The sequence below is a fragment of the Blautia sp. An249 genome (genome assembly GCF_002159835.1).
GTDB lineage: Bacteria > Bacillota > Clostridia > Lachnospirales > Lachnospiraceae > Blautia_A > Blautia_A avistercoris.
Genome location: NZ_NFJL01000004.1, coordinates 119,003 through 132,525, shown reverse-complemented (window position 1 = coordinate 132,525; position 13,523 = coordinate 119,003). Strand labels below are relative to the sequence as shown.

Genomic DNA, 13,523 nt, shown 5'->3' with positions numbered 1-13,523 from the left:
AGATGGAAAGTGTTTTTTGGATCATCTTTTTTGGGGCAGCAGGAATTTTTTATCTGAGAGTACTGGGAGATTATGGAGTCAGGAACCTGACGGCGGCCAATATCTTCCTGCTCTTTCTGGGAAAATACTGCGATACAGACATTAGCACGGAAGTAAGGTTTGCTGAAATTTTTATGCTTCTTGCAGCCGTGGCCCTGTATCTGGGACTTGCAAACTGGAAGTATGCAGAACTGCTTACCTGCCAGTTGTTTTTGTTCTACTGTTTTGTCCTGCAGTGGCCGGATTTTTATCTGAAATTATATCCTTACAACAATCTGGAAGAAGACTTCGGATGGGGAATTTACAGTACCCAGATCGTTTATACCATGTTTGCGGCTGCCTGTGTGGTTCTGCTTGTGTTCTGGATTTTGAACCGTACGCTGTGGAAGGGAAACCTGCTGAGACTTTTAAACGCGGGGATAGGGGCCATAATATTCTGGCAGAGTATAAAGACGGCTCTTTCCCTTCTGGGAGTGAGCCGACAGTGGGAGCCCCTTTGGTGGGCGGCAGCTTTTGGGGCCGCCTTTTTCCTGTGCCGTCGGGAGCCTCAGAAACAAAAGGCGGGAAGAATGGCGGTTATGGGACTGTCCCTGTTACTCTTTGCAGGGCTCTGGGCCGGAGTTATGGAGTATGTCCAGGAAAGGGAAAAACCAAAAGTTACCGTATATGAGACAGAACCTTATGAATATCTGGTAATGGGAAATAAAGAATTAGAAGAAGATACCGTATTTTTCAATGAAAGAGGAGAAAAAGTTCTTCAGATAGAGTGCAATTTTGTACAGGGGGTGTCCTTTTCCGACGGATATTTAATCTGTATTTCTGACATTACCGGGATATATCTGATAAATGAAAAAGGAGAATTCCTGGGCGAGTCTTATGAGCCGGTAAGCTTCATCCCGGCAGAAGATCTGGTACTTGCACTGGAGCCGGAAACAGAGAAATACGGGGCGTTAGATTCCAGTGGAGAGGTACAGATCCCGTTTCGATATGACAGTCAGGAGGAACTTCAGGAGAAGGAACTGACAGAGTCTGTGGAAAAAGAGAAAGAAACACTGCCCCAGTATGAAGGTCTTCGGATTACCGGGGAGATCGGAGCTATGGGAGTCAGCACAAAAGACGGAAAAGAAATCCTGCCTCAGACATTCTGGGAGATCGGATTTTTCACAAATGGAAGCGGACTTATCTGGGCAGATACGGGCTTTGCCAGAGAATATGAGGTATATGACACAAAAGGGAAGAAACTGTTCACTTCGGAAGGAGGAATCTGGGACGATTGTGAGAATGGATGGTTCCGGACAGAGAGGTGGCAGGATGAGCAGGTTACCACGTACTTTTTAAACGATAGGTTTGAAAAGGTGCTGGAACTGGAAGAAGGATATAAGGCAGACAGAGGATTTCAGAAGGTGCGTTAAGACAATTCTGCTGAAGTCTTTCCGGGTGATTGTAAAAAAATCTAACAATTTGCGTAAGAAAACAAACCTTTTAGAATATTAATTGTGATATAATACCAAGAAGAAAAAGAAAAGGAACGGAGGGTAATTATGAAAATGAAAAAAGTACTGGCCGGCCTCTTAACCCTGGCCATGCTGCCTGTCTCAGCAGGCATCATGGAGCCGCAGAGCGTACAGGCGGCCCAAGACGGAATTACGGTTCCAACCGAAAAAGTACTCACAAAAAGCACCATGGGCAATCCCTTTCTGGGATTTGGCGAGGATGGCGAGCTGGCCTATGGAGGCGATCCGTCTATCCTGGTAGACGGAGATACGGTGTATGCTTATGTGGGTCATGACACAGCGCCGGGTGAGTATTATCAGATCCCTGAATATTACTGTTACTCCAGTAAGGATTTAGTGAACTGGAAGTATGAAAACATGATTATGAACATGAAATCGGTGAACTGGCGTGTAGATAATAATACTGCATGGGCAGCGCAGGTGATGAAATTTAAGGGGAAATATTACCTTCTGTTTTGTACTACTGCCAACTGGCCCGGCCAGAACCGGGAACATTGTATCGGCGTAGCGGAATGCGATACACCGGACGGCGATTTCGTACCGGTGCAGGAACCTTTGATTCTGAGTTCCCAGACAGGCCTGACAGGTCAGATGGGCGCTTCCAGTGCATGGAGCGACATCGATCCTACCGGTTGGGTGGAAACAGATGAGAACGGAGAAGAACATCTCTACATAACCTGGGGAAATGTCAATACCTATTCCTGTGAAGCAGATGTTGACGCCGATGGTCATCTCTATGTGATTGATCAGGACAAAGACGGACAGGTTACTCTGGGAGAAGACATTAAGTACCAGACTGTTACAGGCTATCCGTCCGGATGGAACTATACAGAAGCCCCCTGGATCTACCGCCGTCAGGATGAAGACGGAAACTATTATGGGAAATATTATATGTTCTTCGCGGCAGGCTGGCGCGAGCAGATGGCTTATGCAACCGCCGACAGTATTATGACAGATACCTGGGAATGGGGAGGAGAACTGATGCCGCCGACGGCTACCTCCAACACCAACCACGAAGCAGTCTTCGACTTTAACGGCAAGACCTATTTCGTATACCACAACGGACAGCTTACCAGAGGAAGCGGCTACCGCCGTTCTGCATGTATTACAGAGATCGAGTTTAACGAAGACGGTTCTCTGGATCCGATTCTGGAAACATCCACAGGCTTAAGCGGATTTACTTCCACTATAACCGATACCCAGGGAGTGGCTGTGGCTCATGAAAAATTTGTGAATCCTACCGCGGATTCTGAATATCCGTTAAAGAGAGGCATGCTGATGACCAATGACGGCGAGGAAGAAGACGCTTTATGGGAACTGGAAGAAGGAAAATCCAATCCGGATAACGACGCCTATGTTTCCATTCAGTCTTATAACAAACCGGGACTTTATATCTCTGCCGATGAAAACGGTGTTATTTTAACTCCGGACGCAGACGGCGCTGCTGCAACCAGAGAGAAGATTACCTTCCGGAGTCTGGAAGGATTTGCAGGTTATGGAACCACCTTTGAAAGTGTGTACATGCCCGGATATTATCTGGTAAGTGAGGACGGAGATTTGAAATTAAGCAGAAATCCTGATGCAGAAAGCTGTACCTTCCTGGTAGATTCTGATTCTGCCCCCAGCGATGTAAGCGTGCTGAAGACAAAACGGCTTTATACAGTGGGAAGCAAGTTGAATGTGGACGATATGCGCGTAACGGTAACCTATGAAAACGGCGACAAAGAACGTGTTACCAATTATACAACCAATGCGGATGAAATCGATATGAGCACCACAGGCAGGAAGAAACTGACCGTTACCTATGAGGCAAATGGGGAAACCGTCAGCAAGGATGTAACCATTCGCGTAGTGGAAGAAAGCCAGACATGGTAAAAGGAGGAAAGAAACATGAAATATAGAAAAGTTTTTTCAGGCCTTCTGGCAGGTGTGATGGTAGCATCAACAGTATTGGCCGCTCCCACAACCGCGTATTCTGCTTCCCTGGAAGAGGAGTACGAAGAGGAGGAATTATTATTAGAAGACGACTCGAATCTGCTTTCTGATGAAGAAGAGGAATCGGAAGAGGAGTTAGAGCTGGAAAACCCGGACGAAGAAGACACCGAGGCGGCAGGCTTCTATGAAGAGGACAGCCTGGATTTAGAAGACGGTATACAGGCCTACAGTGCAGGAGAGGAAGCACAGCCAGTGAAGACCTTTTCCTTTGAAGGGGATTTAGACGGCAGTACAATGAAAGCGCAGAAAAGAGCTGCTTACAGCGGTTCAGCCGAATATGCAGAAGGCTACAGCGGACAGGGTATCGTCCTTGGAAATTACGGTCTGGAACTGAACCAGCTGAATCTGGGAGAAACCCATACGGTTTCCTTCTGGGTAAAAAGGACGGCGGCCATGGGTAATTTCTCTTCCCTGGTTTTCATGGGTTCCCCGGTAGGCGCTACGGAGAACTGGGTTTCTGTGGCAGGAGAAGAAAATGACGGAAGTCATCTGCGGGTATGGAGCAACGGAGACGGGTTCAGCTGGTCTGCCGGCATTACCGGAGTAGAGCTCCCTCAGGATGAGTGGACCATGGTAACCATTTCTCAGGATGCTAAGAATCTGGACTTCTACATGAACGGAGAACTGGCAGGAACCATGCAGGCAGCCAGATCTCTGGTGGGCGAATCCAATGATATTTGTATCGGCGTCAACAACTGGGATCCCCTGTTTAAGGGTGTCGTAGATGAAATCCAGATTTACGATCAGGCGCTGACCGCTGATGAGGTATATAGCTTATACGATACACGGTCACCGGAAGAAATTCTGGGTGAGAAAGAGATTACCGTTGCAGATAGTATTTCTATTTATGAGAAAGATACGGCAAACATAAATCTGAAACTGCCCGCCGGCGTAACGGCTGCAGATGCCGAAATCAGTTATACAGCCACAGATCCGGAAATTGTTCAGATTTCTGAAGACGGTATTGTAACCGGACTTAAGGCCGGAACTACCACGATTACTACTACGGTCACCATAGGCAGTGTAACGAAAACCGGTTCCACTTCCGTGGAAGTAAAAGAGCCTGTCAACGCAGAGGGCGTAGTGGCTTCTTATTCCATGGAGGGGGCAGAAGAGGGCGTGCTGAAAGATACCTCCGGTTTTGGAAATGACGCAGCCATTGTAAATCCAGACGGCGTGCAGTTTATCCAGGACGGGGACAGAGACGTAATGGAAATTACCGATACAGCCAGCTACGTTACGATCCCTATGGGCGTCTATGAAGATTTGTCAGACAAAGAGGCTTTTACCATTGAGGCGAAATATTCCAGAAGCGCCGGTTCAGGAAGCGCCTCCTGGCTGTTTAATATCGGATCCAATGTGAAAGGAACGGGAGACAACTATCTGTTCTACTGCCCAAGCTTCAGCTCCGGAGCAATTCGTTCAGGAATTAAGAATTCTTCCACAGAATATTTATTCAGCACTGTTTCCACACAGACGCCGGAACAGTATTATACAGTAGATATGGTCTTTGATCATGGAAAAGTATCCCTGTATGTGGATGGAATTGAAATCGGTAAAGCGCTGAACACCAACTTCAGCATGGAAGACATTGTAAAAGCCGGAACATCCGGGGATATTCTGGGATTTATCGGAAAATCCTGCTGGTCAGCCGATACCAACTTCCTTGGAAAAGTAGATTCCTATAAAGTTTATAACCGTGCCAGAACTGCAGCCGATATTCAGGGTTCGGATCCTGCCTACCAGACAGGTCTGCAGGAAAAATTAGAGAGCGCCGTATCTGATGCAGTGGTACTGGGACCGAAAAATGAGTCCTTTGATCAGGTTCTCTATAATTTAACCCTTCCAACTGCTCTGGATGATTTGACGATTGCATGGACAACCACAGATGAAACAGCAGTGGATACCAAGGGAAATGTTTATAACAGCAGCGAGGACAAAACGGTTACTCTGACAGCAACGGTAACAACCGGAACCTTAACAGCTTCCAAAGAATTTGAAGTTACAGTGAAACAACTGGATCTGACGGAACTGAATCAGCTTCTGGCACAGGTGGAAGCACTGGATACCACCCTTTATACGGAAGAGTCTGTGGCAGAAATGAATCAGATTCTGGAGACCGTCAACACAGACGTAAAAACCCAGTCGGAAGTGGATACTGCCATTGATACAGTAAAGAAAGCCATTTCCAAACTGGTATACAAAGAAAACTATGAAGATCCCTGGGAGATCATTGAAGCAAACGCACCGAAAGAAGATGCGAAATATGAAATCGGGGATACAGAAACCCTGTTTTCTGTTCCGGAAGAAGTAAAAGACGCAGTTCTTGTATCTTATGCTTCTGACAATGAAACCGTAGCCGTATATGAAAACGGTGTGGTTAAAGCGCTTGCAAACGGTACTGCTATTGTGACTGTAACCGTAGAAGCAAAAAGCGACGGATTTAAGATGGAATATTCCACCTGCGTAACCGTAGGGGAAAAACCACAGGAACCGGAAGGACCAACAGAAGAAGAGTTCCGGCAGATGATGCCTTCTGTGGACGCAGAAGTACTGGAAGATGACAGTGTGAAAGTAACCTGGGAAAAGATTGAAGGAGCAAACAGCTACCGAATCTACAGGAAAGAAGCGGGCGGAAGCTTTACCGGCCTTATGACCGTAGGAAGCGATGTTCTGGAATTTACAGATGATACAGCCGTACCGGGAACTGTTTACTACTATACGGTAAAAGGCTTCTGGGAAGCAGATGCGAAAGGAAGTGCAACCAAATATCCTACGGATGTAATGGTGAGAGTGACAGCAGGAACCCAGGAAGAATTCCAGGACGTAATGCCGGAAGTAATGGCGAAAGTAAACAGCAATAAGAGTGTAACCGTATCCTGGAAGAAAGTACCGGATGCCATGAGTTACCGGATTTACAGAAAGACAGCAGGCACAGCCTTCAAAGGTCTGGCGAATGTAAATGCAGGAACCACTTCCTATGTAGATCAGACAGCAGCAGACGGAGTGACCTATTACTATACAGTGAAAGGCTTCTGGGAGGAAAATGCACAGGGAGCAGCAACCAAATATCCTTCAGATGTAAAAGTTACCATTCCGGTAGATTACCTGAAGACGCCGGTTGTAAGCACCAGATCCATCAATTACTGTACTGTAGACGTAAACTGGACAGGTGTAACCGGGGCTCAGAAATACGTCATTTACCGGAAAGAAGCGAAAGTGGGAACCACCTTTAAGTCCATTGGAACGGTAAGCGCCGATACTCTGACTTACCGGGATGCAACGGCTAAGATGGGAGTAAGCTACTATTACACCGTAAAAGCTTATGCAGGCAGCGTGGCCAGCGGTTACCAGAAGACGGTAAGAGGAATGGCAGTGCCGTCTTCCCCGGGATTATCCGCATCCGGCAGCACCAAAGGTGTAACAGTAACCTGGACCGGTTCCAAAGCCGGAGCGAACAGCTTCGCAGACGGCTACCGTGTATTCAGAAGAACAGCCAATACTTCCTGGAAGACGATTGCTACAGTTGGTAAGGATGTACGCAGCTATACAGATACCACCGGCGTTAAAGGCGGAAATTACTACTACACCGTACGCGCTTATGTAAAACAAAGCGACGGAACCACCCTCTGGGGTACTTATAACTCCGCCGGAGTAAAGGGCGCTAAGAAATAAACAGTCTCTGAGATTGGAGCGGGAATACCTGTCAGGCAGGTGTTCCCGCTTTTCTTTTCGGGACAAAGGATTTATAATGGAAAAAGGAGGAAAACAAAAGTATGAAAGAAAAGAGCAAACGTTTGTGGAAACTTTTTATATCCACCTTTTATCTGAGCGCCTTTACCTTCGGAGGGGGATATGTGATCATTACCCTGATGAAAAAGAAGTTTGTAGATGAATTAAAGTGGATCGATTCCAAAGAGATGCTGGATCTGGTAGCTATCGCCCAGTCTTCTCCGGGAGCCATTGCAGTCAATGGGGCCATTGTAATCGGGTACAAACTGGCCGGCGCCGCCGGGATGGTTACGGCGATTGCAGCAACTATCCTGCCTCCGTTTCTGACGATCTCTGTTTTGTCCTTTTTCTACACGGTTTTTCAGTCTAACTTGTATGTGCGTCTGATCCTGGAGGGAATGCAGGCAGGCGTGGGAGCAGTGATTGCTGCGGTGGTCTTTGATATGGGAAAAGACTATTTCCTGCTGAAAGATAAGACCTCCATTCTGGTTATGGCGGCAGCTTTTGGCGCTTCCTGTTTTCTGAATATTAAAGTTGTGTATATCATTCTTGGGTGTATTGCAATCGGGGTACTCAGGACATGGTATAAGATAAGGAGAGAGAAATGATTTATCTGCGTCTGTTTATGAGTTTTCTGCAGATTGGCTTATTCAGTTTCGGAGGAGGATATGCAGCCCTTCCGTTAATCCAGGAGCAGATCGTAGAGCTTCACGGATGGCTGAGCCAATCAGAGTTTACGGATTTAATTACCATTTCCCAGATGACGCCCGGCCCCATAGCTGTGAATGCTGCAACCTTTGTGGGAATTCGCGTGGCAGGAATACCAGGGGCGGTTACGGCCACACTGGGATGTATCTTTCCCTCCTGTGTCATTGTGTCGATTCTGGCGTTTCTGTATCTGAAATATAAAAACCTGAGAATTCTGCAGGGGGTGCTGAATACACTGCGCCCGGCCGTTGTGGCCATTATTGCCTCTGCAGGGGTAACGATTTTAATATCCGCCTTCTGGGGAGAGGCAAAGGCCATAACCCCCGGAAATATAAAACTCAATATGGCGGTGCTGTTTCTGGCGGCCATATATCTGCTGAAAGGGAAAAACTGGAATCCGATTCTCGTCATGGTTCTGTGCGGAATCCTGAATGCAGTCATTTCCCTTACAGCAGGTTTCTGTCAGTAATCGGCCTTATGGTAAAAGCGCCCGTTAATATAATCTGTCTTAATCACGTTAATAAAAGCCTGGGGATCTGCTTCTTTTACCTTTTTAATTAAAATCTTGGCTTCATCTCTTGAAACAACCGAGTAAATCATGGTGTGAGATTCCCCCTGGTAGCATCCGGTTCCGGAGAACTGGGTGGCACTGTGATTGGTAATCTTAGAAATCTCTTCATACACTTTCTGAGGCTGATTTGTAATAATAAACAGGGTATGTTTCTTATATTTCTGGTGAAGGATCTGAACCACCTGGGTGGAGGTAAACTGAAAGATAATGGAATATAAATAATGCCTTATCCCATCCAAATAAAATTCCTGCCAGAAACAGTACCACAGCATTTCCAATCAGAATATAATTCCAGACGTCAATTCCCTTTTTTTCGGAAAAATAAATGGCAATAAAGTCGGTCCCGCCGCTGGATGTATTCCCAATCAGACAAAGACTGATGGAGAATCCATTAATTAATCCTCCGAAAATACTGATTAAAAGAGGATCGTAAGTGATGGGCTGGGCGGGAATCAGATCCGTCAGCACACTGATCAGTATAATGACAATACAGGACATGGTGGTGAATTTTGCTCCGATCATTCTAAAACTTACGATTGCCGGTATAGCATTAAGTGTAAGGCTGATCACGGAAAACGGAATCCCTATCTGGAAAAATCTCTCGAAGATGGTCTGAATCAGCAAGGTGATTCCGTTAAAACCGCCGGGATACAGATCTCCGGCATTTACAAAAGTTTTAATATTGGCAGCCATGATAACAGCCGCCAGGACACCGAAAAGAACACGCTTGCACTCATGTTTCCAATTGATGGATAACTGCATGAAATCCCCCCTCGTTTTCAATATTCTCTTTGTGTTCATGATAGCCCATTCCTGCAAAAAAGTCTAGCGAATGCCTGAGAAGTTTCAGGGTAAAAACAGAAAAATTTTGGTTTATATCAAAAAAACTAGAAAAATTAACGATTCTGTGGTATAAATGAAAAGTGTGTCAAAAAAAATACGAAAAGAGGGGCTTTATGGAAAGCTTATTAGAGATTTTAAAAGGAATACAGACGGTTGTCTGGGGGCCGCTGACGATTTTTCTGTTGCTGGCCGTGGGATTTTATTATACCATACGTTTAAAAGGCGTTTCGATTACCGCGTTTCCCAAAGCGGTGAGATACATTTTTGAAAAAGAAGAGGGACAGGGGGATGTTTCCGCCTTCGCTTCTTTGTGTACAGCCCTGGCTGCGACCATCGGAACCGGCAGTATTGTGGGAGTGGCGACGGCTCTTCGGACCGGCGGTCCGGGAGCCCTGTTCTGGATGTGGGTTTCCGCCCTGCTTGGCATGGCCACAAAGTATGCAGAAGGGGTTCTGGCGGTAAAATACAGAACCGTGGATGAAAACGGAAATATTGCAGGAGGCCCCATGTATTACATTGAAAAAGGACTGGGAAAGAACTGGAAATGGCTGGCCTGTCTGTTCTCTGTCTTCGGAGTGATTACCGCCCTGCTTGGCTGCGGAACTTTTCCCCAGGTAAATGCCATTGTGGAGTCCACTCACAATGCCTTTCACGTTCCCGTGATTGTTATCGGAGGGGTCCTGACCATACTGACCGCCTGTGTGATCCTGGGAGGGGTCCGTTCCATTTCCAGGGTGGCGGAAGTTGTGGTGCCGGTGATGGCCATCCTGTACGTGCTGACTGCCCTGGTACTGTTAGTTCTCCATGCCTCTGCCCTGCCGGGTGCGTTTCGGTCTATTTTTCAGGCTGCTTTTACACCCCGCGCAGTGGGAGGCGGTGTGGCCGGCACAGCCGTTATATCCGTTATGACTGCCATGAGAACGGGAATTGCCAGAGGTGTATACACCAATGAGGCAGGTCTGGGAAGTTCGCCTATTATTGCAGCGGCGGCCAAAACAAAGTCACCGGTTCGCCAGGGATTGATTTCCATGACGGGTGTATTTTTCACCACCATTGTAATCTGCACCATGACTGCCCTGGTAATTCTCTCTTCCGGACTTCTGGAAACCAGTTCCTACGACGGAGGAATTCTGTCCAATTATGCATTTAATCAGGGACTTCCGGGAAACACGGGAATGTATCTGGTGTCCATTGGACTGATATTCTTTTCTTTTACGACGATTATCGGATGGAACTATTACGGAGAGCGGTGTCTGGTTTATTTAAGCGGGAATACCCGGTTGGTGTTTGGATACCGTATTCTCTACATTGCCTGCATTGCGGCTGCGCCTTTTTTATCTTTGGAACCAATCTGGTATCTGGCAGATATTACCAATGCGCTTATGGCGTTTCCCAATCTGGTGGGACTTCTGCTTCTAAGCCCGGTGGTGATTCGGGAGACCAGAGCTTATTTTCAGAAAGAAGGAGTAAAGAACATTCATGGATATAGCAGAATTTCAGAAAAAGCTGGCGGATTTACGTACACTGGCAAATGGGAAAGGGAAGAAAATTCCTGAAGAAGAAGTCCGGGACTTTTTCCGGGAGGATCAGCTTCAGGACAGCCAGATGGAGAAAATTTATGCCTATTTAAAACTGCAGGGGATCACAGTAGAAGGCCGGGAGGAAACAAAAGAGCCGGAGAAAAAAGGGAAAGCAGCCGAAGCAGCTCCCCTTACAGAAGAAGAAAAGGCTTATTTACAGGAGTATCAGGAAAGTCTTCAGGAGATCCCCCGGCTTACAGCAGAACAGGAAGAGGAATTGTTCCTGCGTCACGGGAAGGGAGATACTCTGGCAGGGAAGCCTTTGATGGAGGCATATCTTCCGGAAGTGATTTCCATTGCGCTGGCATATCACAGGGAAGGCTATTTCATCGGAGATATGATTCAGGAAGGAAATATGGCGCTGGTAGCCGCTCTGGAAGAGCCGGAGAGTCTTGACAGAGAGAGACTTCTCGGTAAAGTCCGGGAAGGAATCCGAAAGACTGTGGGAGAACATCAGCAGCAGAAAGACCAGGATGAATACCTGGTGGAAAAGGTAAGAAGGCTGGAGGAGGACGTACGTGCGCTGACCGAAGATACCAGCGAGAAGTACAGCGTGAAAGAGCTGTCAATTATTTTAGATATGAGTGAAGAGGAAATTATGGATGTGCTGCGTCTCACAGGAGACGACAAATAGGAAGGGCTCCCCGTCTGGGGAGCCTTTAAAAACTGCAGATTCCAAATTGTTCTGCCAGTATTTCTTCCAGTTCTTTCTGAGAGGTCAGCTCTTTCGTAGTACAGGAGCCGTTCTCTCTTCTGGTAAAGGTCATATCCGTTAATGCCAGACTTCCGTCGGGAAGCCGTAAGTTCACCAGCCGTTTCTGGGTAAATACACAGTCCGGATGATTGGCGCAGTAGAAATTAATGGGAACGAAATTTACTGCCTCCTGAATCTGTGTGGTAAACTGAATGACTTTCTCCTCCATTCCCTCGGAAGTAATCCGGGATAAGGTCCAGTAGCAATTGCTGCTCTGCTCCATAAAGAATGTTTCCCCCCGGATGATTTTTTGGGCTCCGGAAACCACGGGAACGGCGCCGGCAGGCTGAGGTCCGCCATAGCCCACGTCACAATAGTACAGAGTGTCCTGGATCCGGACTAAAATTGCCTGGTGGAGCCGGGGCGGAATAAAGGATTTGCCCCGGAGAATCCGGCAGGAGCAGGCATAGGCTTCATAACCCGCAGCCCTGAGAAAGTGACATAACAGGGCATTCAGTTCGAAGCAGTAGCCCCCTCTTTTTCTGGTAACGATCTTGTCATATAGTGCGTAAACATTTAAAGAAGGCGTTATTTTTCTATCAAACACATCCAGATTCTCGAAAGGAATCCGGCACTGATGCTGATAAATAATCTGATCCAGGTGTTTTACATCCGGCCGGATTGGAAGAGAGATTCCAATCCGGTCTGCATAGGCCTGTATGTGTTCTTCTGTCAGGGTGAAATATAAGTCTTCATACATAGCGAAAGTCCTCCGGAAGCTAGTTCATTTCCAGATATTTCATCCGGCTGTAGCGGTATAATTCATCTGCCAGATTCACTTCCCGGTCAGGCTTCTCATCCCGTAACCGGCAGCCGAAACGGCCGGTGGAGGCCAGAGTATCCACTCTTTTGTGAATATCAGCAATGGCGTCTTCGGTACTCATGTCTGCAGGGATAATATATAAAGTAAGCTGAGCCAGATCCTTTCCGTATTCCTTCATAATTGCCTCTTTATCGTTGGCGCTGTCCTGGCCTTCCCAGGCGTCGAAACCTGCTTTAATGATCAGAGGCATCAGGGTGGAAATGCAGCCGCAGGAATGAAGACAGATGTACATTCCCAGATCATGGGCGGCTTTGGTGATTTTCTGATACTGAGGCACGAATAACTCATCATACATAGCAGGGGAGAAGAAGGTGCTGCGCTGGGTGCCCATATCGTCATGGAACAGAATCATATCTGCGTGGTACACTTCTTTGGCAATCTTAATCAGTTCAATATGCCAGTCCGCCAGTTTGTCGTAAAAGGCAGTTAATTCTTCCGGTTCTTCCAGCAGGTAGCAGAAAGTATCTTCAAAGCTGGTCAGATCCGCCAGTCTTTCAAAGAGGCCGTTTACAATGACAAAATAAGAAAGGCGATCCTCTGCAATTCTTCCCTTATAGTTTTCTTCGTAATCTTTTTGCCAGTCAATGGCTGACAGATCCGGGAAAACCAGTTCTTCTCTCCAGTTGGTCAGATCAGAAAGTCTTCTGGTCCCGGGTTTTACCATAGCTGCCTTCGTTAAAGGTTCATATTCCCATTCAATGCCGAACCAGTCGGTACCGCCGAAGCTGCGGGCACGGGCATCGGGCATTACCATGGGCTGAATGGCGTTATTATCCAGAGTCTGGTTGGGAACCCAGAGAGGCATTTCCCCTCTTAAAAGACGAAGCATGTTTTCCTTCGGGGTAATGGGATAATTGTGCTTAGGCACGATCGTGTCAGGCGCTCCGTAGATTCCGGGCATGCTGTATTCGCCGATGATTTCCAGTTCTTTCTCAATATTTACACTCATTTCTAAAATCTCCTT

General features: G+C 47.0%; 11 protein-coding genes. 7 read left to right on the top strand and 4 right to left on the bottom strand.

The features are described 5' to 3' along the window. Window positions 1–2 precede the first annotated feature (2 nt). From B5F53_RS05670 to B5F53_RS05650, 5 genes are all read left to right on the top strand, one after another. Window positions 3–1,451 (top strand): hypothetical protein, encoded by a 1,449-nt coding sequence (locus B5F53_RS05670; RefSeq protein WP_087221108.1) that lies wholly within the window; start codon window positions 3–5, stop codon window positions 1,449–1,451. 129 nt (window positions 1,452–1,580) lie between these two features. Then, window positions 1,581–3,428 carry a family 43 glycosylhydrolase gene (locus B5F53_RS05665; RefSeq protein WP_087221105.1) on the top strand — a complete coding sequence of 616 codons (1,848 nt, stop codon included), beginning with the start codon at window positions 1,581–1,583 and terminating at the stop codon, window positions 3,426–3,428. A gap of 15 nt (window positions 3,429–3,443) precedes the next feature. Further along, window positions 3,444–7,223: a LamG-like jellyroll fold domain-containing protein gene (locus tag B5F53_RS05660; RefSeq protein ID WP_087221102.1), complete on the top strand. Its 3,780-nt coding sequence runs from the start codon at window positions 3,444–3,446 to the stop codon at window positions 7,221–7,223. Between the two features lie 101 nt (window positions 7,224–7,324). Then, the gene (locus B5F53_RS05655; RefSeq protein ID WP_087221099.1) at window positions 7,325–7,888 is read left to right on the top strand and encodes a chromate transporter; all 564 of its coding nucleotides are present in this window, start codon (window positions 7,325–7,327) and stop codon (window positions 7,886–7,888) included. Beyond that, the gene (locus B5F53_RS05650; RefSeq protein WP_087221096.1) at window positions 7,885–8,457 is read left to right on the top strand and encodes a chromate transporter; all 573 of its coding nucleotides are present in this window, start codon (window positions 7,885–7,887) and stop codon (window positions 8,455–8,457) included. The genes B5F53_RS05655 and B5F53_RS05650 overlap by 4 nt, the downstream gene beginning before the upstream one ends. On the opposite strand, the gene B5F53_RS20830 is transcribed toward B5F53_RS05650, so the two are convergent. Both B5F53_RS20830 and B5F53_RS05645 read right to left on the bottom strand, forming a co-directional pair. Continuing rightward, complete coding sequence (locus B5F53_RS20830) at window positions 8,451–8,831, bottom strand: DUF2179 domain-containing protein (protein ID WP_334293649.1); 381 nt, start codon at window positions 8,829–8,831, stop codon at window positions 8,451–8,453. The genes B5F53_RS05650 and B5F53_RS20830 overlap by 7 nt on opposite strands. After that, the gene (locus B5F53_RS05645; protein WP_330396162.1) at window positions 8,713–9,321 is read right to left on the bottom strand and encodes a YitT family protein; all 609 of its coding nucleotides are present in this window, start codon (window positions 9,319–9,321) and stop codon (window positions 8,713–8,715) included. The genes B5F53_RS20830 and B5F53_RS05645 overlap by 119 nt, the downstream gene beginning before the upstream one ends. Window positions 9,322–9,515: 194 nt before the next feature. Here B5F53_RS05645 and B5F53_RS05640 point away from each other — a divergent pair, with 194 nt between their 5' ends. Together B5F53_RS05640 and B5F53_RS05635 are read left to right on the top strand one after the other, a co-directional pair. Further along, a complete protein-coding gene (locus B5F53_RS05640; protein ID WP_087221093.1) occupies window positions 9,516–10,958 on the top strand; it encodes an alanine/glycine:cation symporter family protein in 1,443 nt (480 codons plus the stop codon). Next, window positions 10,882–11,616 carry an RNA polymerase sigma factor region1.1 domain-containing protein gene (locus B5F53_RS05635; RefSeq protein WP_087221090.1) on the top strand — a complete coding sequence of 245 codons (735 nt, stop codon included), beginning with the start codon at window positions 10,882–10,884 and terminating at the stop codon, window positions 11,614–11,616. Before B5F53_RS05640 ends, B5F53_RS05635 begins: the two co-directional genes overlap by 77 nt. A 25-nt stretch (window positions 11,617–11,641) precedes the next feature. On the opposite strand, the gene B5F53_RS05630 is transcribed toward B5F53_RS05635, so the two are convergent. Further along, on the bottom strand, window positions 11,642–12,436 hold the full coding sequence (locus tag B5F53_RS05630) for an arylamine N-acetyltransferase family protein (RefSeq protein ID WP_087221087.1): 795 nt from the start codon (window positions 12,434–12,436) through the stop codon (window positions 11,642–11,644). Window positions 12,437–12,455: 19 nt separating this feature from the next. Beyond that, the gene (locus tag B5F53_RS05625) at window positions 12,456–13,508 is read right to left on the bottom strand and encodes a uroporphyrinogen decarboxylase family protein (RefSeq protein ID WP_087221083.1); all 1,053 of its coding nucleotides are present in this window, start codon (window positions 13,506–13,508) and stop codon (window positions 12,456–12,458) included. Window positions 13,509–13,523: the final 15 nt, after the last annotated feature.

Excerpts from the sequence above, each read along its gene's own strand:
- B5F53_RS05635 (WP_087221090.1), top strand. The coding sequence starts at position 10,882 with ATGGATATAGCAGAATTTCAGAAAAAGCTGGCGGATTTACGTACACTG.
- B5F53_RS05640 (WP_087221093.1), top strand. The coding sequence starts at position 9,516 with ATGGAAAGCTTATTAGAGATTTTAAAAGGAATACAGACGGTTGTCTGG.
- B5F53_RS05670 (WP_087221108.1), top strand. The coding sequence starts at position 3 with ATGGAAAGTGTTTTTTGGATCATCTTTTTTGGGGCAGCAGGAATTTTT.
- B5F53_RS20830 (WP_334293649.1), bottom strand. The coding sequence starts at position 8,831 with ATGCTGTGGTACTGTTTCTGGCAGGAATTTTATTTGGATGGGATAAGG.
- B5F53_RS05650 (WP_087221096.1), top strand. The coding sequence starts at position 7,885 with ATGATTTATCTGCGTCTGTTTATGAGTTTTCTGCAGATTGGCTTATTC.
- B5F53_RS05625 (WP_087221083.1), bottom strand. The coding sequence starts at position 13,508 with ATGAGTGTAAATATTGAGAAAGAACTGGAAATCATCGGCGAATACAGC.
- B5F53_RS05655 (WP_087221099.1), top strand. The coding sequence starts at position 7,325 with ATGAAAGAAAAGAGCAAACGTTTGTGGAAACTTTTTATATCCACCTTT.
- B5F53_RS05665 (WP_087221105.1), top strand. The coding sequence starts at position 1,581 with ATGAAAATGAAAAAAGTACTGGCCGGCCTCTTAACCCTGGCCATGCTG.
- B5F53_RS05645 (WP_330396162.1), bottom strand. The coding sequence starts at position 9,321 with ATGCAGTTATCCATCAATTGGAAACATGAGTGCAAGCGTGTTCTTTTC.
- B5F53_RS05630 (WP_087221087.1), bottom strand. The coding sequence starts at position 12,436 with ATGTATGAAGACTTATATTTCACCCTGACAGAAGAACACATACAGGCC.
- B5F53_RS05660 (WP_087221102.1), top strand. The coding sequence starts at position 3,444 with ATGAAATATAGAAAAGTTTTTTCAGGCCTTCTGGCAGGTGTGATGGTA.